Origin of the sequence: Anoxybacillus amylolyticus (genome assembly GCF_001634285.1) — a bacterium.
GTDB lineage: Bacteria > Bacillota > Bacilli > Bacillales > Anoxybacillaceae > Anoxybacteroides > Anoxybacteroides amylolyticum.
Genome location: NZ_CP015438.1, coordinates 100001 through 120235 on the forward strand (window position 1 = coordinate 100001; position 20235 = coordinate 120235).

A 20235-nucleotide genomic window follows, 5' to 3' on the forward strand; every position below is an offset into this window, starting at 1 on the left:
TGAATGCATCATCGGCGTTTCCACTTCTAAATACCCATGGTTGTCTAAATAACGGCGCATCGATTGAATAATTAAGCTACGCGTAATAAACGTATTTTTACTTTCTGGGTTCATAATTAAATCTAAGTAACGCTGACGGTAGCGTTGTTCGATATCTTTTAATCCATGATATTTTTCCGGTAAAGGACGCAACGCCTTTGTTAATAGTTCATAAGAAGAAACTTTAACAGACAATTCGCCTACTTTTGTTTTAAATACCGTTCCATGGACACCAACAATATCCCCTAAATCCGATGTGTCGAACAATTCATATTGTTCTTCGCCAATATCATCTTTTCGAACGTAAATTTGAATTTGTCCCGTTAAATCTTGAATGTGGGCAAAGCCGGCTTTTCCTTTACCGCGTTTCGTCATAATACGCCCGGCGATTGCTACTTGAATTTGTTTTTCTTCTAACTCTTCTTTAGATAAATCTCCGTATAACTCAAACAACTCTTGCGCTTTATGAGTGCGCTCAAATCGTTTTCCAAACGGGTCAATCCCTTTTTCTCTTAGCTTATTTAATTTTTCTCGACGAACTCGTAGCTGGTCATTTAATTCTTCATGACTCATAAAATTCACTCCATTTTACAATTTTATTAAAAATACTGCCAGCAAAAGCCGGCAGTGAACGAAACCGGTAGACATCTTTCATTACACAGCCTGTGCGTTTTGTTTTGCTTCTACTTCTTCTACAAAGTTCATTAACAAGGAAACAAGCTCCTCACGAGTATTGCATTCGTTAATCGCGTTACGTACTTTCGCATTTCCGCGAACGCCCTTTAAATACCAAGCAGCATGTTTTCTCATTTCTTTGACCGCGATATGCTCATTTTTTAAAGCAATCAACCGATCAAGGTGTAAAATACACACATCAATTTTCTCACGAACAGAAGGTTCCGGAATCAATTCCCCTGTTTCTAAATAACGAACCGTCCGATAAATCATCCAAGGATTTCCAAGAGCAGCACGACCGATCATCACACCGTCTACCCCTGTCTCTTCAAGCATTCGTTTCGCATCTTGCGGTGTTTGAACATCACCATTACCAATAACAGGTATACTCACTGCCTCTTTCACTTGTTTAATGACGTTCCAATCTGCTTTTCCTTCATACATTTGAGCCCTTGTCCTACCGTGCACGGCAACCGCCTTTCCGCCAGCTCGTTCGACGGCTTGGGCATTTTCTACCGCGTAAATATGGTGCTCGTCCCACCCGATCCGCATTTTTACAGTTACGGGCTTTTCGACTGCATCAACAACGGCGCTCACGACATCGTAAATTTTATTTGGGTCTAACAACCATTTTGCCCCAGCGTCACATTTGGTGATTTTCGGAACAGGGCATCCCATATTAATATCAATGATGTCCGCATTTGTATTTCGATCCACAAATCGCGCTGCTTCCACCAATGTTTCCTTTTCTCCTCCAAAAATTTGCAAACTTAATGGTTTTTCCCTTTCATCGATGTAAAGCATATCTAATGTTTTTTCGTTATTAAATAAAATCCCTTTATCGCTCACCATTTCCGCACAAACAAGCCCGGCGCCAAACTCTTTCACCGTCAAACGAAACGCAGAGTTACATACGCCAGCCATCGGGGCAAGCACGACGCGGTTTTTTATTTCAACATCGCCAATTTTGAACAATTTCAAGCCTCCTTTCTACTGTTTAACAAGCAAATAGTCTTTTTTTCTTTCATTTTGCCAAATGCTACTTTCTTTTCATCGTCGGTACAGCCACTTTTCCTAGCGGGTACAATTCTTCAACCGTTACGTTTAAACAATTAGCCGCCTTTTGTAAAAACTGTTCTGTCGGTAGCCGGTTTCCACGTTCAATTTCTCCTAAAATGGACACCGACACACCTAAATCTTTCGCAAATCTTTCTTGTGTATAGCCTTTTAACTTTCGAAAAGCGCGAATACGTCTCCCCCATTTTTCTGCTTCCATAGGCGTACCCCTTCTTTGTCTGGTAGTTCATCTATCAGTGAAGCCACACAACGTTGCACCGTCGGAATATATATATCCCCATTCAATTCGAATAACGGAACTAACACAAACGCTCGTTCAGTCATCCGTGGATGCGGAATCGTAAGTCGCTCTGTTTCAATATTTTCGTGATTATATAATAAAATGTCAAGGTCTAACGTGCGTGGTCCCCAGCGAATTTCCCGTTTTCTTCCTAATTCCTGCTCAATTGTTTGCGTTGCTTCAAGCAACGCAAACGGTGAAAGAGACGTTTGAACATGAATAACCATATTTAAAAAATTACCTTGTGGAACGTAACCGACAGGATCGGTTTCATAAATCGAAGACGTGTCGATAACAGAAATTTGTTCATGTGTTGCTAACTTTTCGACCGCCTCATGTAAATAGCGGAGACGATCACCTATGTTTGAGCCGAGCGCAATATAAGCATAGTTTTCCATTTAACGCCCCCTTACTATTTCGACTGCAACCGATTGATAATGTCCTTTAATCGGCGGATGTGGTTTGCTCACCTTTACCGTGCACTGCTCAATGGTTGGAAAAGAAGATAAAATGCAAGAAGCAATTTGCTCTGCAACTGCTTCAATTAAGGAAAATTGCCTTTCTTCCACTATTTCCCGACATATTTCATACAGTTCCGCATAGTTAATCGTATCGGTTAAGCGATCGCTTTCTCCAGCTTTTTTTACATCTGTTTCTACAATTATATCGACAAGAAAGCGTTGACCGAGTACGTGTTCTTCCGGAAGTACTCCGTGATATCCATAAAATTCCATACCTGTCACATAAATTTTATCGATCATCTTCGCCCCCTTTTCCAAGCATTGCATCCATCATTTTTGCCATTCTTGCCATCGGCAACACGTCATGGATACGAACAATATGCACACCTTTCGCAATGCCAAGACAAACGGTCGCTCCCGTTCCTTCCACTCGTTCGTTTACCGGTAAATCAAGGACGTGACCGATAAAAGATTTTCGCGACGTCCCTAACAATAGCGGATACCCCAGTTTGACAAACTTCTCTAAATGGCGCATTACTTGTAAATTATGCTCTACTGTTTTCGCAAAACCGATTCCTGGATCCAAAATAATCGCTTCGTCTTTCACTCCTGCTTTTTTTACAATTTCTACGCTTTCAAGCAAGTCTGAAATCATGTCTGGAATTAAGCGTTGATAGTCCGGTTTAGGACGATTGTGCATCAAAATAATCGGGACGCGATAATGAGCTGCTACTTCCGCCATGTTCCGGTCAGCTTTTGCCCCCCATACATCGTTAATCATATGGGCGCCTGCTTCGATTGCTTGCTTTGCTACTTCTGCTTTATACGTATCAATCGAAATGGGAACATTGACCTCGTTAGCTACTGCTTTTATGATCGGAATTACCCGTTCCAATTCTTCTTCAAGCGGCACTTTTTCCGCCCCTGGGCGCGTCGATTCTCCACCGATATCGATGATATCCGCGCCTTCTGCGACTAGCTGTTTCGCATGCTCTACAGCGCGGTCGATAGCATTAAATTTTCCGCCATCAGAGAACGAGTCGGGAGTGACATTTAAAATTCCCATGATAATTGTTTTTTGTTGAATATTTAGTGTATATCGCCCACACGGAATGGTTTTTACCATTTATTAGTCGACCCTTTCTATTAACTCATGTCTTGTCCATAAATGAGTAACGAATCGCTCATACTGCTTTTTTAATCGTTTCGTCACCCGCCCTTCTTTTCCAACATAGCATCGGTTATGAAGGCGCACAACCGGTACAATTTCTTGGATTGAATTTGTTAAAAATAGTTCATCTGCTGCTTCTAATGCAGACAAACGATATAACCCTTCTTCATACCGAATTTGTAAAGTCGTAAGGAGCGATAATACAAATTGACGGGTAATACCATTTAACGCTCCTGTGTCGATGGAAGGGGTGTATACGATGCCGTCTTTCACCCAAAAAAGGTTAGAAACAATCCCTTCGGTCACAAACCCTTGTTCATTCAAAAAAATACCTTCTACCCGAGGATCGTTTCCGATTTCTCGTTTTCCCAGGATATTATTTAAATAATGGTGAGATTTCCATCGTTCTTTTCCTTCTGGACTATTTCTTCTTATCTTTAAAACGGTGCATACTTTTTCCACCGAAACAGTGGAAGGAAGCGGCTTCATATAGACAATGACAACAGGTGCTACATAACCCTCGGTTTGTAGGCCGATGTCGCCAATGCCTGCAGATACATTTAAGCGTACATACGCGTCTTTTAATCCGTTTGCTTGTAATAGCTGATGAACAATGTTCACGACTTCTTCCCGATGTAAAGACAAACGAATGCTCATCTCGGCTAGACTGTGATTTAGTCGCGCAAGATGGTCGTCTAATAAAAAAGGATGGCCATTATACGTACGAAATGTTTCAAACGCCCCTATCCCATACATAAAGCCGTGGTCAAAAGGGGAAATGCGCGCTTCTTCTCGATGAACAATGTCTCCATTGACGTAAAGATACATCGTTGATCAAACCTTTTGGTAGGTGTGAATAAAGTTTCGTAACAATTCCATACCGTGCGTCGTCATAATCGATTCTGGATGAAATTGAACACCTTCAATCGGAAACGTTTTATGGCGAATCGCCATAATTTCATCGTCTGTTGTCCATGCCGATACGTCGAAGCAAGTTGGCAACGTTTCTTTTTTCACAATAAGTGAGTGGTACCGTGTTGCCGTGAACGGATTAGGGAGATTAGAGAAAATTGTTTTTCCGTCGTGGAAAATTTGTGACGTTTTCCCGTGCATTAATTTTTGCGCTCGAACGACATCCCCTCCAAACACTTGAGCAATTGATTGGTGGCCTAAACAAACACCAAAAATCGGAATTTTTCCAGCAAAATGTTCGATCGCAGCTAAACTAATGCCTGCTTCATTCGGGCTGCAAGGTCCTGGCGAAATCATCAAAAAATCGGGACGCATTGTTTCTATTTCATCAACTGTTACTTCATCATTTCGCTTAACGACGAGCTTCTCGCCTAATTCACCTAAATATTGGACTAGATTGTACGTAAATGAGTCATAATTATCAATCATTAAAATCATTCATCTCACCTCATCATAAATGGTTGCTCAGCTTCACTCATCTCTTTTGCTTTCCATAAGGCAATCGCCTTTTTTAAACACTCTTTATATTCGTACTCTGGTCGGGAGTCAATGACGATTCCTGCACCTGCTTGAACGTGTGCAAATCCGTCTTTGGCAATCATCGTCCGAATGGCGATGTTCAACTCCATATCGCCATCAAACCCGATCCAGCCAATTGATCCTGTATAAATGCTGCGTCTTACCGGCTCTAATTCCTCGATAATTTCCATCGTTCGCACTTTAGGCGCGCCAGTAATCGTCCCGCCCGGGAAAACGGCATGAATGACATCGAACGCATCTTTACCGCTTGCCAATTCGCCAGATACATGGGAGACGATGTGCATGACATGAGAATATGCTTCAATCGTCATCCACTCATCTACTTTTACTGTACCATATTTGCATACCCTTCCTAAATCATTTCGTTCTAAATCAACAAGCATTAAATGCTCTGCTCGCTCTTTTTCGTTTTCCAACAATTCGTTCGCAATGTGTTGATCTTCCTCTGCTGTTTTTCCGCGTGACCGCGTTCCAGCAATCGGTCTTGTACTTACAAAAGCGCCGCGTTTTTTCACAAGCAGTTCCGGGGAACCGCTAACCAGTTGGAAATGTGGCGTATGAACATATGCCATATAAGGAGAAGGGTTGAGCAGCCGCAGCTGTTCATATATGTGAAACGGATGTGTCCGAAGCGGTTTCGATTGCCGTACGGATAAATTCACTTGAAATACATCTCCTTGGGCAATGTAGTCTCTAACTTTCTCGACCGCCTTCATAAATTCTTCTTCCGTCATCGACACAGCTTCTTCGTCCGCCGTTATGGTAAATGGAAATTGCTTTACTTCTTTATTTTCTTTTCCCCATAACGATTCATATACAGACAGACGTTGTTCCGCTTCTTGCTGTTTCCCCTCGTCATAATGAACGATGACATGTAACACTTGTTCTTCATGGTCATAGACAAAAACATCGTCAAAAATGAAGAAATATAAATCAGGTAGAGCAAGATCATCTTTCGCCATTTCCGGAAGCCGTTCAATATAGCGGGCGCAATCGTAGCTAATATACCCGATTGCTCCGCCTTGAAAATCCGGACCATCAGAAATGCGTGCCACTTGCCATTGCGAAAACCATTGTTTCATTAAATGAAGCGGGTTTCCTTGTAACCGAGTTTCTTCGCCTTGATACTGAATCACCAATTCTTCGCCTTTTCCTTGCACGATGCCGACGGGACGTGTGCCAATGATGCTATAACGCCCTGCTCTTCCGCTTTCTAATAAGATATGGTACGGTTCGTTTTGAATAAGCGATTTATATTGTTGAAACCAATCTCGTTGTTGATAAGAAATGCGTCTTCTTGCTATTTTCCGCAGTCCCATAAGAGGCGGTTACACTCCTTCCTTTGCTGCACATACCAATTAGTTGCTTGTTCCACACATACTACTTATTTTAATATATATAAAAAAATTTCGACAGGGAATATCCCTGCCGAAATGATGGTTTCCTTACTCCTCGAATTGATATAGAGCCGTACTTAAGTAGCGTTCACCGTTACTTGGAATAATGGCCAATACTTTCTTCCCTTTTCCAAGCTGTTTTGCTACCTTTAGCGCGGCATGAATCGCTGCACCGGAGGAAATACCACCTAAAATTCCTTCTTCCCGCGCTGCACGGCGAGCAGCATCAAACGCCTCTTCTGTTTTTACAGTAATCACTTCATCATAAATTTCCGTATTTAAAATGTCTGGGACAAATCCAGCACCTATTCCTTGAATTTTATGCGGTCCTGGCTTTCCGCCCGACAATACTGGTGAATCCGATGGTTCTACGGCATAAATTTTGATGTTTGGATACGCTTTTCGCAACACTTCACCAGCGCCTGTGATCGTTCCCCCTGTACCGATTCCCGCTACAAACGCATCAAGTTGGTCGCCCATTTGCTCCACGATTTCTTTTCCTGTCGTAAGGCGATGAATTTCTGGGTTCGCTTCGTTTTTAAATTGTTGGGGCATAAAGTACCCATGTTCGCTCGCAAGTTCTTCCGCCTTTCGAATCGCTCCGCGCATCCCTTCGCTTCCCGGGGTTAATACTAACTCCGCTCCATAAGCACGCAACAAATTCCGGCGCTCTAAGCTCATTGTATCCGGCATAACAAGAATCGCTTTATATCCTTTTGCAGCTGCTACCATTGCCAATCCAATTCCCGTGTTGCCGCTTGTTGGCTCAATAATAGTGTCGCCAGGCTTTAATTTTCCTTCTTTCTCTGCTGCTTCAATCATTGCTAGCGCAATCCGGTCTTTCACGCTGCTTCCTGGGTTCATAAATTCTAATTTGACATATACGTCTGCACTGTCTTCATCCACGATGCGATTTAATTTGACCGCCGGTGTATCACCAATTAATTCTGTAATAGAGTTTACTGCGCGCACCATATTATCCACCCCTAATACCGAGTAATTTTATCGAATTTGTTTAAAATTTATCAACTATTTTCTTAATTGTCAATTATTTTTTATTCTGCTGGCAATTCTGCCATTTGTTTTAGTTTTTCCAATTCTTCTCGTGTAAAGTAATATGTTTCATTACAAAAATGGCACGATGCTTCCGCATATCCTTCTTCATCGATAATATCTTGAATTTCTTTCGGTCCTAAACTGATAAGCGCATCAACAATCCGCTCTCGCGAGCAACGGCATACAAAAGCGACAGGGACTGTTTCGAGCACTTTGACATTCCCTTTTCCAAGCAACTCTTCTAAAATTTCTTCCGGCGTTAGTCCTCTTTCCACCATTTTAGACACCGGTGGAATCGTTTTTAGCCGCTGTTCTATTTCGTCAATCGTTGCATTTTTGACATCAGGCATTAACTGAAGGATGAATCCACCAGCAGCCAGAATCGTGTGATCGGGATTCACTAACACTCCTACCCCGACAGAAGAAGGGACTTGTTCAGAGGACGCGAAATAATACGTAAAATCCTCCCCAAGCTCACCCGAAACGAGAGGAACTTGCCCGGTGAAAAAATCGCGCAAGCCTAAATCTTTTACAACCGTTAACATGCCACTTGTCCCGACCGCTCGAGCAACGTCTAGTTTACCATGTTGGTTTAATTCGAAGTGAACATGGGGATTCGTTACATATCCCCTTACTTCCCCATTGGCGTTGCTATCCACGAGAATAGCACCGATGGGACCGCCACCTTCAATTTTAATCGTTAGTTTGCTGTCGCCTTTTAACATTGCTCCCATCATGACACCTGCTGTCATCGCGCGCCCAAGCGCTGCAGAAGCGGTTGGCCACGTTTGATGGCGACGCTGTGCCTCACGAACGGTTTCAGTCGTTCGCACCGCATACGCTCTTACTTGGCCGTCATATGCTAATGCCTTTACTAAGTAGTCTGACATCACATGCTCCCCTTTTTCTATTTTTTGTCTACGTTTTTCATGTACAAAAAATGCAAGCCTTTCAACGTTAAAAATGGATCAACAATATCGATGACGCTCGACTCGTGAGCGATTAGAGGAGCCAATCCCCCTGTGGCAACGACTTTCGGCGGAACAGGACTTTTTTCTTTCATCCGCGATACAATCCCTTCCACTTGTCCGACATATCCGTATACGATGCCAGCTTGCATCGCACTGACTGTATTTTTTCCGATGATATCGTCTGGGCGGGCAATTTCAATACGTGGCAATTTCGCGGCACGCGAATAAAGTGCTTCCGTCGAAATCGTAATCCCAGGTGCAATAGCTCCCCCCATGTATTGTTTATGTTCGTTAATATAACAATACGTCGTAGCAGTACCAAAATCGACAATAATTAACGGACTCCCGTATAGATGAATACCCGCAACAGCGTTGACAATACGGTCCGCCCCGACTTCTTTCGGATTGTCGTATTTAATGTTTAACCCTGTTTTAATCCCTGGGCCGACAATTAACGGCTTAGTGTGGAAATACTTTAGACACATCCGTTCTAAAGCGAACATAATCGGTGGAACGACCGAAGAAATAATAATGCCGTCAATATCCGAAAAATGAAGACCGACGTGATTCAGCAGTGCTTTAATCACCATACCATACTCATCTTCTGTTTTCCCCCGGCTTGTTTCAATGCGCCAATGATGTTTTAGTTCATCCCCGTCATACACACCTAATACCGTATTCGTATTGCCGACGTCTAGTACAAAAATCATCGCTTCATCCCCACTTCTCACAAATGCTTACTTTTTTTCATCATACCATAAGAGGAGAAAACGGTAAAAAAAAGATGTCCCTTAAAGAGACATCTCATTCTTCTTTCTTGGATTGGATATTTACTTTTACATCTTCTTGTTTTCCGTTTCGGTCTGGCAATGTTCCGTGCTCAAACAAATGCTTAATTTGTTCTGCATCTAACGTTTCTACTTCAAGCAATGTTTTCGCAATTAGCTCTAGCTTATCACGGTTTTCCGTTAAAATTTTCCGTGCCTTTTCGTAACACTCTTTAATAATGCGCTGAATTTCTAAATCAATTTCATAAGCGATTTGATCGCTGTAGTTTTGTTCGTTATGCAAGTCGCGGCCTAAAAATACTTGTCCGTGCGACTGACCGAATTGTAATGGACCTAACTTTTCACTCATTCCAAACTCGGTTACCATCCGGCGAGCGATGTTTGTGGCGCGCTGAAAGTCGTTATGCGCCCCGGTGCTGACTTCGTTGAAGACAATTTCTTCAGCGACACGACCACCTAGTAAGCCCACGATTTTATCTAGCAACTCCGGTTTGGTCATAAAATAGCGGTCTTCTTTCGGCAACATTACCGCATACCCACCTGCTTGACCGCGTGGAACGATAGTTACTTTATGCACCATTTCCGCATCGGCTAACACCATGCCAATAACGGTATGACCTGCCTCATGATACGCGACAATGCGGCGCTCTTTTTCGGAGATGACGCGACTCTTTTTCGCTGGTCCAGCGATGACGCGGTCTGTCGCCTCGTCAATGTCGCTCATATCAATTTTCTTTTTATTTTGCCGCGCAGCAACGAGCGCTGCTTCGTTCAATAAGTTTTCTAAATCTGCACCAGAGAAACCTGGCGTGCGCATAGCTATTGCTTTTAAGTCAACCGACTCGTCAAGCGGCTTGTTGCGAGCATGTACGCGAAGTACCGCCTCGCGACCTTTGACGTCTGGACGATCGACCGTAATTTGCCGGTCAAAGCGCCCTGGGCGCAACAATGCTGGGTCTAAAATGTCTGGGCGGTTTGTTGCTGCGATAATAATGATCCCTTCATTGCCACTAAACCCATCCATCTCAACAAGCAATTGGTTGAGCGTCTGCTCGCGCTCGTCATGACCGCCGCCAAGTCCGGCGCCACGTTGACGACCGACCGCGTCAATTTCGTCGATGAAAATGATACAAGGTGCATTTTTCTTCGCTGTCTCGAACAAGTCCCGGACACGCGATGCCCCGACCCCGACAAACATTTCCACAAAGTCCGAACCGCTAATCGAGAAAAACGGTACGCCCGCCTCTCCAGCGACCGCCCTTGCTAATAATGTTTTCCCTGTTCCTGGAGGTCCAACGAGCAGAACGCCTTTTGGAATGCGTGCACCAAGTTCGACAAATTTGCGTGGGTCTTTCAAAAACTCAACGATTTCCACAAGTTCTTGTTTCTCTTCATCCGCTCCAGCGACATCGCGGAAACGAACTTTTTTCTTATCCTCGCTATATAACCTTGCACGACTTTTGCCGAAATTCATCACCCGGCTACCACCGCCTTGCGCTTGGTTTAGCAAGAAGAAGAACAAAATGAAAATAATGACAAACGGGATAATGGAAGTGAAAAACGTCACCCAGCCACTCGTTTCATCTGCTGGCATTACTTCCACTTTTGTCCGTTTGGCGGCTGCATCAATCCGGTTTAAAATCGGATCACTGTTCATGACATACGTCGAAAAATATTGTCCTTCGGCATATGTTTTCAACTGCCCGCGAATTTCATATACGCCGCGTTCCGGCTTCATCGAAAACGACTTTACATCACCGTTTTCAAGATGTGTGATAAAAGCATCGTACGTCATCGGTTCCGTCCGTTGGTTCGTTCCATTAAAGAAACTGACAACTCCTATGACGACGAGAAAAATCAGTAAATAAAAAATCGTATTACGGAAGATCCGATTCATTTCTTGCCTCCTCCCATATGAAACAAACTATACTCAATAGTATCATAGAAAATCATTCCTATACAAACAATTCGCCATACGGACGGATTGTTTTATTTGCTGTATACTTCTGGCTTTAACACACCGATGTAAGGAAGATTTCGGTATTTTTCGCAATAATCTAGTCCATATCCTACAACGAACTCATCCGGAACGATAAATCCGACGTAATCCGCTTCAATAGTTGCTTTACGGCCAGACGGTTTATCTAACAGCGTGACAATTTTAATCGTTTTTGCTTTTCGATACCGGAACAAATCGACTAAATAACTTAACGTTAGCCCGCTATCGATAATATCTTCAATAATTAAAATGTCACGTCCTTCGACAGAGGTATTTAAGTCTTTTAAAATTTTGACTTCTCCTGATGAAACAGTTGCGTTTCCATAGCTTGATACATCCATAAAATCCATTTCTAAATATGTATCTACATGTTTTAATAAGTCCGCCATAAACGGCATTGCCCCTTTTAACACCCCGACAGCCAACGGAAAACGCCCTTCATACTCTTCTGTCAACGCTTTGCCCAGTTCTTTCACTTTTTCTTGAATTTGCTCTTGTGTGACTAAAATTTTTTCAATATCTTGATTCATCCCCATTTTCATTTCCTCCTAGATGTTCATTGCTCTTTATAGTGTAATACAAGATAGCAGGTTTTTGTAATATCTGTTGCTTCAAAAGCAGATTTTTTTAGCTTTGGTAGCCATAAAATCCTCCCTTGCCCATCTTCCACCACCGGCCACATGTTTCGATCATGTAACGGGATTTTATGTTCGATAAAAATTTCCTTCAGCTTCTTCGTCCCGTCCATCCCTTTCACGGTCATTCGGTCCCCAGTACGTCTCGTTCGCACACGCAACGGGAAAGTAATCGTTTCTAGAGAAACGACGAAAACATCAGCCCTTTTTGCCTCCTCCGGATAGTGTTCCCGAAACTCACTTACAATTACATGTCCATTAGGCAAATAAATCGTTGCTGGAACGGATACATCCAATACATAATCATCAGCTTTTTTTTCCTGAAATGTAAAATAACAAACATCGTACGCGCGAATGATTTTTAAGCCATCTGGAAAATCTAACCGACCAGAAGGATGATTATTCGTCAACAAAGCTAAGGTGCTACTTATATGTATGAAGGACAAAGAAGAAGGAATGCCGTCATAGAGATAGTTCAATATTAGTTGAATCCCTCTTCTTTGTAAAGGCTTTGGCATTGCTTGAAATGGACGAATATGCAACCTAACTTCTCTAGGCGTTGTTTCCATTACGTTATTCATCGCTTCATACGTTAATTCCTCTAAAAACGCTTCGTCTTCTAGCACCATTTCACTATAATGCTGGAAACGTTCATGGACACGCGGGTTTTCTTTTTTTAGAAAAGGAAGCACGATATGACGAAACCGATTCCGCGTGTAATTGTCTTTTTCATTGCTGGCATCATAGCGTGGTTGAAGGCAATGCTTTTGGCAATACATTTCAATTTCTGCACGGCTAACGCACAAAAACGGGCGAATGATATATCCTCGGTGAAACGGGCGCTTATACGGAATACCTGCATAGCCTTTTTTGCTACTGCCTCGGACAATCCGCATTAAAATCGTTTCGATCTGGTCATCGCCGTGATGTGCTAACGTCAAAAAGGAAGCAGCGTGCTTTTCCATTACTTCTTGAAAGAAGCGGTAGCGGCATTCGCGTGCCGCTTCTTGCGCCCCCATTTTCGTCTGACGTTGAAAAGCAGGGACGTCGATTTGTTTTGCCTCACATATAATACCGAGTTGGTCGCAAAAATGTTTCACAAAATGCATCTCTTCTTCCGATTGTCGACCGCGAAACATATGGTCGACATGGGCAGCAATAAGAGTAAGGTTCCATTCTTTTTGAATGGTATAAAAAAAATGAAGTAACGCAAGGGAATCTGGACCACCAGAAACACCGACAACAACAGTTGTATTCGGTATCAATAGCTGATGTTTTTTGATAAACGAGCAAACGGTTGAGCGCATATCGCCAAAACCTCTTTAACGAATGGTTTATATTATTAATCGTATCATTAATAAAATATTTTCTCAAAAAAGAAGTTCGGATTTAAAGAATTTGTCCATATAAATACAAGGCGTACATACATAATAGTGTCACAACAATAAAGGCTGTTTCCATAATGCCGCTTCTTTTTTTCCTACGATGCTGTTTTCGCGATGGTGATTGTTTCGCACCCGTCATCGGCACATCGTGGTGAATGGCAGCTACCAGTTCTCGCTTCATGTCCATCGCTCGAACATACATTCCGTCAATAGCCTTCATCAATACGTGCTGATATTTTCGTAACGTAGCATCCGCTTGAATCATCGTAAATAGCTGCTTTCGGCCATTTTCTTTTCGTTCGAATTTAGTCGGATAACAAGCATGAATCATCATCATTGCCACGGCAAACAAATCGTAAGCAGGGTCTGCTTTGCGCGAGCCTAGTCCCCAATAACCTCGATCATAAAATTCAGTAAATTCTTTGACAGCTCGTCCTTGCAGCGTTGTGCCTCCAACATCAAGCAATCGGATAGTTGGTGGATTGCCCGCCACTAAAACATTTTCTGGCTTTAAATCTCCAAATACCCATCCTTCCTCATGAAGCTGCTCCAACGCAGATAATAGTTGAAGCACTAAAATAACGAGCCATTCTTTCCCGCGTTTTCGAATAAAAGAAAAAAAATCTTCCCCCTTTATATACTCCATCACATAAAATGGAATCGTTCGGTTTATCTTTTGGTCGTACCAGTCATCCATATCTAACAAAGAAGGTCCAAGGGCGGCTCCTTGGACCTTGGAAAATCGTTTTAATACATTTACTTCAGACGTAATCGTTGTGCTGTTGTCGCTTACCTTTATCGCGACAAGTCCTTTCTTACTTTCTGCTAAATAAACAGCTCCATTTGCTCCGTTGCCGAGCGGTTTGACGATTTTATACGCCTGCTTGTGCCATTTTCCAACGATCACTGTACTAGCCGGTAGTTTACATAGACGATTCTTCAAAATAGGATTCATCACGCCCAATCAAGCTCCTTAACGAACGTTTTTTCCGAAAATGGCTGACCGCCTGGCGCAGAGCCGGCCCCGTTGGCGTAAGCCCACCAGATGTTAGTTTAGGAAACACCGACGAAAGCGTCTCAAGCTTCGGTGTCCAATCTAATATTTTTTCCACGTCTTCTTGTTTCCCCGGAAATACAAATACGGAGAAGAGATTGTCGCCCATGCGAGCATTTAAGCTAAGCGATAAATCAAACAGCGCTTCTTTTACCGTCGGCAACTTTGTTTTCATGCTTCCGCTCGTATCTATTAATATTAAAACTTCCAACTCCACCGTTTCACCGAGCTCATCGACAATTTCCATCACTTCGCCGCGCTTTTCTGGCGGTAAATCTTCCATTGAAATATTTGATCCTAAAATTTGCTTTAACTCCCGATTAACCACCCCTTGTAACGTCTGTGTCATCGCTTTGCGTGTCACCATTTGCACCGTTTGCGATAACTGTTTTGCATACACTACCTGGCTTATGCCCCCACCAGCCATCGCAATTCCTTCGACTTCTCGAAGTCCATTTTCGTCCATCACGTCTTGGTCAAGTACCCCAATCACGTTCACTGTAATTCCTTGTTCTTTTGCGAGCGCTGCCATAGCGATTGGGTCTTCTCCGTGGTTAGAACAACCGTCCGTAATTAATAAAATTTGCCGTATCGTTCCTTTCCGCACCTTCCATTCCCTCCTCACTTGTAGTATTCTCATCATTGCCGGAATGGAAGTATTTTATACTTATTGCGCCTTTTTCGTATACATATACGCTGGAATGGTTGCCCACTTTGGCGTATTATGTTTAATTTTTGCGACGACAATCGTCATGTCGTCTTCGATTCTTCCAGAACTCGCACGAATTACCTCCTCCATAATAACATCGGCTACTGCTTGCGGATCAGTCGTTTTTAGTTCTTTTATTTTCCGTTTCATCCATGCTTCATGATTTTCCACTAACGGCCCTTCAAAAATCCCATCGCTCATCATAATCAACAAATCGCCAGACTTTAGTTGTTCATTGACTATTTCAAATTCAGCTTCTTTAATAATGCCAATCGGCAAGTTGCTTGACTCCACTTTTATGACATGATTTCCTCGCTTAATAAAGCTAGGGCTTGAACCGATTTTTAAAAATTTCGTCGACCCATTTTGCAAATCAATCATTGCCAAATCTAGGGTAGAAAATACTTCGTCTGTCGTACGCAACGAAAGAATCGAGTTAATAGACTTAATCGCGATTGTTTCATCAATGCCGGTTTGTAAAATTTTTTGCAACAACTTTAACGTTTCATTGCTTTCGTAATACGCCCTTTCCCCATTTCCCATCCCATCACTGATGGCAATGGCGTATTTTCCTGTGCCAAGCTCAATGAGCGAATAGCTATCACCCGATACAAATCCTCCCCCTTTCGCAGCAAAAGCAACTCCTGTTTCCACGACAAACGCTTTCGTTGAACCAAATGCAACACGGCAATACCCGTTTGGATAAGCAGAGCATTCTTCCCGTTTGACGACAATCGTTTCGTCCAAAATATCAGAAAGCATCGGGGCTATAAGCTTTTCACATTCTCCTCGTCCTTCGCAATACGGAATGCTCATTTCAATATCAACGTTCCCTTTTTCCAAACTGTAAATATCGACGTGACCAATCTCAATCCCAAACTCTTGCAATGCATGGAAAATTTGCTCTTCTTGCAAATAATGATTTTCTTGTTCACGTTGAATTTCTTGCGCGAAATCCTCCATCACCTGTGAAACGCCAAGTAGTTGTTCAGCGACTAACTTCCGACTCTCACGAATTTGCCGACGCAACTTTTTATTTGCTTGATAATTGGCCACCTCTTTTTCCATCGTGGCGATTACTTTTTTTCCTTTTGCGCAATACCGATTCCATTCGCGCAATAAGGAATGGTTTTGTAGTAACGTCCCTGCATCCGCTTCTAACATCATTTGCTTCATATACTCATATGTTTTATCAAACTGCTGCGCCCAACATTGTTCTTTTTTAAAACACGTTTGGCACGTTTTTTCCGTCACATCGCCAAGAAAGTAGTCAATCTCCCTTTCCTCCTGTTCCTCCCCTAAAAAGCGCTCGGTTGAAAAACTGTTCGCAAGCGCTTGGAAAACGAGGGAAAACTGGGAAACACGTTGCGCCGTCACATCGCGAATTTTCCGCATGTATTGTTGTTGTTCGTTCGCATATTCTATTGTTCCTGGGATATATTTCGCTACCGTTTCCGTCCATGTCCGTGGCGTAAGGAGAAACAAGATAGATGCCAAGCAAGATTCGACAATTGTTGGAAGTGCTTCTGTCTTTCCGCTTCCGTACAAACCAATCAGCAAGGTGGCTACTAACAGTCCGAGCGACGCACCGATTTTCTTTCCTTCTTTTAACAGACCACCTAAAAGCCCTGCGAACGCTAGTAAGCTCATTTGATACAAATTATCGATGTTAGCTAAACTCAAAATAAGCCCTGTGACTACTCCTACCGTCGAGCCAATAGTTGTTCCAGCGACAAATGCAAAGAGAAGGACAAGGTAGCGCGATAATATATGTTCGAGCGACAGTTGAGATACTTCCCACCCAATCGTTCCCGTTAACATCGAAGCGAGCAAAATAACGAGTGAAACAATTTCTTCTGCTCGCAATGTGTGCTTATATTTTTGTGCAGCTAATAGAGGGATGCTTTGCAGAAAAATAAGGGTAAGAACAAAACTAAGCCCTGCCTCAATGAGTGCCATGACACTCTCATACGTCGTTGGCGGACCGTTCCATAAATAAACAACCGCTAATTTTGTAGAAAACGATAGACAAAATACAACAAAAGGTGCTATTTTTAACAGATCGCCCCAAAATTTTCTTCCGACTTGATGTAATAATAGAAAGCTAAACATCGCTACAAACACAAAAAACGATGATTCAAACGATATCGTTAATGCCCCAGCAACTAACGCAATAAACGCCAGCCCAGCTTTCTCTCGACGCAACGTATAGACCGATACAAAAAACGGAAGTGCAAACGGAATTAGTTTCGCTAAAATAAGAGCTCGTCCAAGCAAAAATCCGATGATTAACAAAATAAACCCTTTCTGGATAAACAGATGTCCTAGCCTCACTTTCAAATGCCTTGTCCAACGCGAAAAAACAGCCGGCGTTTCATTTAACGGCACTTCTGAAATTTGAGTTCCCACACGTCTTTCTATTCTTTGCATTTCCGATCTCCACTCCTTTGCTTTTCTATTGACTCTATTATATCGTTTGAATTATCAGAAATTTGTCAAAATAGGAAGGCGATATAAAAAAGTGTTCGACGATTTTTTCGGTTATGTGCCATTGTTATACAAATATGTCGAAAAAATAAAAAAGGATGATTCCAAATAGGAAACATCCTTTTACGATGACCCGTACGGGATTCGAACCCGTGTTACCGCCGTGAAAGGGCGGTGTCTTAACCACTTGACCAACGGGCCACTTGATTTCATGTTTTATAGCGGCGGAGGGAATCGAACCCCCGACCTCACGGGTATGAACCGTACGCTCTAGCCAGCTGAGCTACGCCGCCATACAGACAATTAATATGATAATATTTGTTTGGTTTTTTGTCAACACTTTTTCATATAAAAAGCATCCAACCCGTGGATGCTTTTATTATCATGTTCTTATCGTTCAGCAGCAAGTTATCCGCGTCGCGCGCCACGACCTCCCCGCTTCGATTCCGTATGACGCTTCAATGACGCCAATCGGTCTTCACTTTCTTTTAAAAAGCGGCTAATTTTTTGTTCAAAACTTTCCTTTGCAACCCGATCATTTGTTTTTGTACGCGGACGCTGTGAAGGCTGAGACTCTTTTGCTTTTTTAATCGATAACCCGATTTTTCCGTCTTTCTCTACATTGATTACGCGCACCTCGACGACATCGCCGATTTTCAAATGGTCGTTAATGTCTTTCACATAATTATCGGCTACTTCACTAATATGCACTAACCCCGTTACGCCTTCTGGCAGCTCCACAAATGCTCCGAATTTTGTAATGCCTGTTACTTTGCCTTGTAACTTGCTGCCTACTTCAATCGACATAAAAAAAGTGCTCCTCCTTAAAAAATCAAAATCGTTTTCTTTATTATAACGAATAGAAAAAACAAGTGTCAATAAGCCATACGCCTACACGCATCGCCACTTATTTGCCAGGTACGGCAAAAATGATTTCGCCTTCTTTTGACAAATAGTATTTTTTTCGTGCTAATTCAGCGATATATTCGTCGTCATGCAGCTTTTTAATTTCTTGTTCAAGCCGTTTTTGTTTCTTTTCTAACGATTCAAGCCGCTGTTCAAGGCGCTTCTGCTCGCGCACTTTCGCTTCCATGTTAACAGACTGAGAGTGGATCACATATAAAAAGAGCGCCGCTAATGTACTTAGCAACACACCAAAAAACGTGAAGCGAATAATGGCGACACGCTTTCTTTTCGCTGTTTTCTTTTCTTGCTGTTCATGCGCCGACATGTACGAAGACGGAAGTTTCGTTACTTTCTTTTGCTGTAAAGCACTCATTTTCCTCCCCCTCCACTCTTACTTTCTCCATTTCATTCTCCATCTTAACATCCTATTCTTCGCTTTTTCTATAAATCCTGCCAATACACGCAAAAATTTTTCTAATGGCTCTCGCCATTTCAATGGAATCATCGACCAAAGCCATTTTCCAACTGCCCGAAACGGCAATAGAAAAAAAACGATGAAACGAAAAAGTGCTCTTATGAAAAATAAAACGATTTTCCAAATAAGTAGCGCTGTCCATAAAAATAGCTGCAAAAACAGCCGAAGCGGCTGAACAATGACATAGTAGCATGTCCGAAGGAAAAAACGATATAGTGCAATACAGCAGCGAATAATCATTTCAAGCAGCTTTAAGTACATATGGCGAAATAAACTTTGATACGCCGCATAGCCGCATAATAGCGCTAAAAAAATGTATACTCGTAGCTCTCCGTCATTCGTAAGTAACAATACGTAAAAAATGAATAACGCTTGCAACACCCAAAAGAAAAGGTCGTGAAAAAAGACGATGAAACGGCTCCGCTTCGAGCGTTCTAAAAACCGGTTGTACGTATCGAGCGCAATACCAAGCCAACCGCCCATCCCAATCATCGCAAGCATCGTTTCGAGCTGAGTCGTTAAGCTCATTTGAACAACTTGCTAAAGAACCCTTTAGCTTTCTCCTGATGATGCTCGTCTAAATAGATAAGGTCAAAAATTTTCCCTTTAATCGATACGATTCCTTTATCGACGTCTAAGTTTTTCATTTGCAAATTTTGACCGCGAATCGACAAAAAACCCATAACCGTTTCTAACAGAAATTCTTCGCTGTCAAAACTTTCAACTTGTTTTACACCAGTAATATCTAACGTCCGTCTCCCGCGCATGATGACGTCATGCTCCTGAACAGATCCTTTTCCTTCATATTGGTTCATTTTTCATCCCTCGCATTCATCCTTTCTGTTTGTATATGTATGAATGCGAGGGACAGTTTAGAACAAGCTATGCTTGCCCATTTTCCATCGACAGACGCTCTTCTTTGATGATCTCGTAGAGGGTAGCTGCTTCTTCTTTTTTCGTTGTTTCTTTTAAATCGATGATTTTAACCGTTACTTTTTTCTCTCCGAATCGAATCGTCACTTCATCGCCAATTTTCACGGTAGAGCTTGCTTTAGCAGTCACGCCGTTAATCGAAATCCGCCCTTGGTCTGACACTTCTTTTGCTAACGTTCGACGTTTAATTAAGCGCGATACTTTTAAAAACTTATCCAACCGCAT

Annotated in this window: 23 protein-coding genes and 2 tRNA genes (1 of these 25 running past the window's edge); all 25 read right to left on the bottom strand. The window is 42.4% G+C overall.

Annotation, left to right across the window (positions count from 1 at the left end):
• Positions 1-612, bottom strand: the 5' end (the start) of a protein-coding gene (gene lysS / locus GFC30_RS00545; protein ID WP_066322128.1) for a lysine--tRNA ligase. Its footprint begins 873 nt before the window's first position; the window shows 612 of its 1485 coding nt (coding positions 1-612); its start codon is at positions 610-612; its stop codon lies beyond the left edge, outside the window.
• Between the two features lie 81 nt (positions 613-693).
• Entirely contained in the window at positions 694-1689 is a 996-nt protein-coding gene (gene dusB, locus GFC30_RS00550) for a tRNA dihydrouridine synthase DusB (protein WP_066322130.1), read from the bottom strand.
• 64 nt (positions 1690-1753) lie between these two features.
• Entirely contained in the window at positions 1754-1990 is a 237-nt protein-coding gene (locus GFC30_RS00555) for a helix-turn-helix domain-containing protein (protein WP_066322132.1), read from the bottom strand.
• Positions 1942-2469, bottom strand: a complete 528-nt coding sequence (gene folK / locus GFC30_RS00560; protein WP_066322135.1) for a 2-amino-4-hydroxy-6-hydroxymethyldihydropteridine diphosphokinase — start codon at positions 2467-2469, stop codon at positions 1942-1944. Before folK ends, GFC30_RS00555 begins: the two co-directional genes overlap by 49 nt.
• Positions 2470-2832, bottom strand: a complete 363-nt coding sequence (gene folB / locus GFC30_RS00565) for a dihydroneopterin aldolase (RefSeq protein WP_066322141.1) — start codon at positions 2830-2832, stop codon at positions 2470-2472.
• Positions 2822-3658 (bottom strand): dihydropteroate synthase, encoded by an 837-nt coding sequence (folP, locus tag GFC30_RS00570; RefSeq protein ID WP_066322143.1) that lies wholly within the window; start codon positions 3656-3658, stop codon positions 2822-2824. The genes folB and folP overlap by 11 nt, the downstream gene beginning before the upstream one ends.
• Before the next feature lie 3 nt (positions 3659-3661).
• Positions 3662-4531 (bottom strand): aminodeoxychorismate lyase, encoded by an 870-nt coding sequence (gene pabC / locus GFC30_RS00575; RefSeq protein WP_066322145.1) that lies wholly within the window; start codon positions 4529-4531, stop codon positions 3662-3664.
• 6 nt (positions 4532-4537) lie between these two features.
• On the bottom strand, positions 4538-5113 hold the full coding sequence (gene pabA, locus GFC30_RS00580) for an aminodeoxychorismate/anthranilate synthase component II (protein WP_066322147.1): 576 nt from the start codon (positions 5111-5113) through the stop codon (positions 4538-4540).
• 5 nt (positions 5114-5118) lie between these two features.
• Positions 5119-6534 carry an aminodeoxychorismate synthase, component I gene (gene pabB, locus GFC30_RS00585; RefSeq protein ID WP_066322151.1) on the bottom strand — a complete coding sequence of 472 codons (1416 nt, stop codon included), beginning with the start codon at positions 6532-6534 and terminating at the stop codon, positions 5119-5121.
• Positions 6535-6660: 126 nt separating this feature from the next.
• Positions 6661-7587, bottom strand: a complete 927-nt coding sequence (gene cysK, locus GFC30_RS00590) for a cysteine synthase A (RefSeq protein WP_066322153.1) — start codon at positions 7585-7587, stop codon at positions 6661-6663.
• A gap of 80 nt (positions 7588-7667) precedes the next feature.
• Positions 7668-8558: an Hsp33 family molecular chaperone HslO gene (gene hslO, locus GFC30_RS00595; RefSeq protein ID WP_066322155.1), complete on the bottom strand. Its 891-nt coding sequence runs from the start codon at positions 8556-8558 to the stop codon at positions 7668-7670.
• Positions 8559-8575: 17 nt separating this feature from the next.
• Positions 8576-9349: a type III pantothenate kinase gene (locus GFC30_RS00600; protein WP_066322156.1), complete on the bottom strand. Its 774-nt coding sequence runs from the start codon at positions 9347-9349 to the stop codon at positions 8576-8578.
• Positions 9350-9443: 94 nt separating this feature from the next.
• The gene (gene ftsH / locus GFC30_RS00605; protein WP_066322157.1) at positions 9444-11324 is read right to left on the bottom strand and encodes an ATP-dependent zinc metalloprotease FtsH; all 1881 of its coding nucleotides are present in this window, start codon (positions 11322-11324) and stop codon (positions 9444-9446) included.
• A 92-nt stretch (positions 11325-11416) separates the two neighbouring features.
• Positions 11417-11962, bottom strand: coding sequence for a hypoxanthine phosphoribosyltransferase (hpt, locus tag GFC30_RS00610; protein ID WP_066322158.1), 546 nt, complete (start codon positions 11960-11962; stop codon positions 11417-11419).
• Positions 11963-11982: 20 nt separating this feature from the next.
• Complete coding sequence (gene tilS / locus GFC30_RS00615; RefSeq protein WP_066322159.1) at positions 11983-13368, bottom strand: tRNA lysidine(34) synthetase TilS; 1386 nt, start codon at positions 13366-13368, stop codon at positions 11983-11985.
• Between the two features lie 82 nt (positions 13369-13450).
• On the bottom strand, positions 13451-14401 hold the full coding sequence (locus GFC30_RS00620; RefSeq protein WP_066322161.1) for a serine/threonine protein kinase: 951 nt from the start codon (positions 14399-14401) through the stop codon (positions 13451-13453).
• The gene (locus GFC30_RS00625; protein WP_084256117.1) at positions 14370-15143 is read right to left on the bottom strand and encodes a vWA domain-containing protein; all 774 of its coding nucleotides are present in this window, start codon (positions 15141-15143) and stop codon (positions 14370-14372) included. The genes GFC30_RS00620 and GFC30_RS00625 overlap by 32 nt, the downstream gene beginning before the upstream one ends.
• 24 nt (positions 15144-15167) lie before the next feature.
• Complete coding sequence (gene spoIIE / locus GFC30_RS00630) at positions 15168-17639, bottom strand: stage II sporulation protein E (RefSeq protein ID WP_066322167.1); 2472 nt, start codon at positions 17637-17639, stop codon at positions 15168-15170.
• Between the two features lie 186 nt (positions 17640-17825).
• Positions 17826-17897: transfer RNA gene (locus GFC30_RS00635), tRNA-Glu, on the bottom strand.
• An 18-nt stretch (positions 17898-17915) separates the two neighbouring features.
• Positions 17916-17989 (bottom strand) — tRNA-Met (locus tag GFC30_RS00640).
• A gap of 115 nt (positions 17990-18104) precedes the next feature.
• Entirely contained in the window at positions 18105-18503 is a 399-nt protein-coding gene (locus GFC30_RS00645; protein ID WP_066322168.1) for a S1 domain-containing RNA-binding protein, read from the bottom strand.
• Between the two features lie 100 nt (positions 18504-18603).
• Positions 18604-18975 carry an FtsB family cell division protein gene (locus GFC30_RS00650; protein WP_066322169.1) on the bottom strand — a complete coding sequence of 124 codons (372 nt, stop codon included), beginning with the start codon at positions 18973-18975 and terminating at the stop codon, positions 18604-18606.
• 18 nt (positions 18976-18993) lie between these two features.
• A complete protein-coding gene (gene yabQ, locus GFC30_RS00655) occupies positions 18994-19605 on the bottom strand; it encodes a spore cortex biosynthesis protein YabQ (protein WP_066322170.1) in 612 nt (203 codons plus the stop codon).
• On the bottom strand, positions 19602-19892 hold the full coding sequence (gene yabP / locus GFC30_RS00660; protein WP_066322172.1) for a sporulation protein YabP: 291 nt from the start codon (positions 19890-19892) through the stop codon (positions 19602-19604). The genes yabQ and yabP overlap by 4 nt, the downstream gene beginning before the upstream one ends.
• A 67-nt stretch (positions 19893-19959) precedes the next feature.
• Positions 19960-20235 carry an RNA-binding S4 domain-containing protein gene (locus tag GFC30_RS00665; RefSeq protein ID WP_066322175.1) on the bottom strand — a complete coding sequence of 92 codons (276 nt, stop codon included), beginning with the start codon at positions 20233-20235 and terminating at the stop codon, positions 19960-19962.

What these genes read in the sequence shown, in the direction of transcription:
- GFC30_RS00555 (WP_066322132.1), bottom strand. Translation starts at nt 1,990, where the DNA reads ATGGAAGCAGAAAAATGGGGGAGACGTATTCGCGCTTTTCGAAAGTTA.
- folK (WP_066322135.1), bottom strand. Translation starts at nt 2,469, where the DNA reads ATGGAAAACTATGCTTATATTGCGCTCGGCTCAAACATAGGTGATCGT.
- folB (WP_066322141.1), bottom strand. Translation starts at nt 2,832, where the DNA reads ATGATCGATAAAATTTATGTGACAGGTATGGAATTTTATGGATATCAC.
- folP (WP_066322143.1), bottom strand. Translation starts at nt 3,658, where the DNA reads ATGGTAAAAACCATTCCGTGTGGGCGATATACACTAAATATTCAACAA.
- pabC (WP_066322145.1), bottom strand. Translation starts at nt 4,531, where the DNA reads ATGTATCTTTACGTCAATGGAGACATTGTTCATCGAGAAGAAGCGCGC.
- pabA (WP_066322147.1), bottom strand. Translation starts at nt 5,113, where the DNA reads ATGATTTTAATGATTGATAATTATGACTCATTTACGTACAATCTAGTC.
- pabB (WP_066322151.1), bottom strand. Translation starts at nt 6,534, where the DNA reads ATGGGACTGCGGAAAATAGCAAGAAGACGCATTTCTTATCAACAACGA.
- cysK (WP_066322153.1), bottom strand. Translation starts at nt 7,587, where the DNA reads ATGGTGCGCGCAGTAAACTCTATTACAGAATTAATTGGTGATACACCG.
- hslO (WP_066322155.1), bottom strand. Translation starts at nt 8,558, where the DNA reads ATGTCAGACTACTTAGTAAAGGCATTAGCATATGACGGCCAAGTAAGA.
- GFC30_RS00600 (WP_066322156.1), bottom strand. Translation starts at nt 9,349, where the DNA reads ATGATTTTTGTACTAGACGTCGGCAATACGAATACGGTATTAGGTGTG.
- ftsH (WP_066322157.1), bottom strand. Translation starts at nt 11,324, where the DNA reads ATGAATCGGATCTTCCGTAATACGATTTTTTATTTACTGATTTTTCTC.
- hpt (WP_066322158.1), bottom strand. Translation starts at nt 11,962, where the DNA reads ATGGGGATGAATCAAGATATTGAAAAAATTTTAGTCACACAAGAGCAA.
- tilS (WP_066322159.1), bottom strand. Translation starts at nt 13,368, where the DNA reads ATGCGCTCAACCGTTTGCTCGTTTATCAAAAAACATCAGCTATTGATA.
- GFC30_RS00620 (WP_066322161.1), bottom strand. Translation starts at nt 14,401, where the DNA reads ATGAATCCTATTTTGAAGAATCGTCTATGTAAACTACCGGCTAGTACA.
- GFC30_RS00625 (WP_084256117.1), bottom strand. Translation starts at nt 15,143, where the DNA reads ATGATGAGAATACTACAAGTGAGGAGGGAATGGAAGGTGCGGAAAGGA.
- spoIIE (WP_066322167.1), bottom strand. Translation starts at nt 17,639, where the DNA reads ATGCAAAGAATAGAAAGACGTGTGGGAACTCAAATTTCAGAAGTGCCG.
- GFC30_RS00645 (WP_066322168.1), bottom strand. Translation starts at nt 18,503, where the DNA reads ATGTCGATTGAAGTAGGCAGCAAGTTACAAGGCAAAGTAACAGGCATT.
- GFC30_RS00650 (WP_066322169.1), bottom strand. Translation starts at nt 18,975, where the DNA reads ATGAGTGCTTTACAGCAAAAGAAAGTAACGAAACTTCCGTCTTCGTAC.
- yabQ (WP_066322170.1), bottom strand. Translation starts at nt 19,605, where the DNA reads ATGAGCTTAACGACTCAGCTCGAAACGATGCTTGCGATGATTGGGATG.
- yabP (WP_066322172.1), bottom strand. Translation starts at nt 19,892, where the DNA reads ATGAACCAATATGAAGGAAAAGGATCTGTTCAGGAGCATGACGTCATC.
- GFC30_RS00665 (WP_066322175.1), bottom strand. Translation starts at nt 20,235, where the DNA reads ATGCGGTTGGATAAGTTTTTAAAAGTATCGCGCTTAATTAAACGTCGA.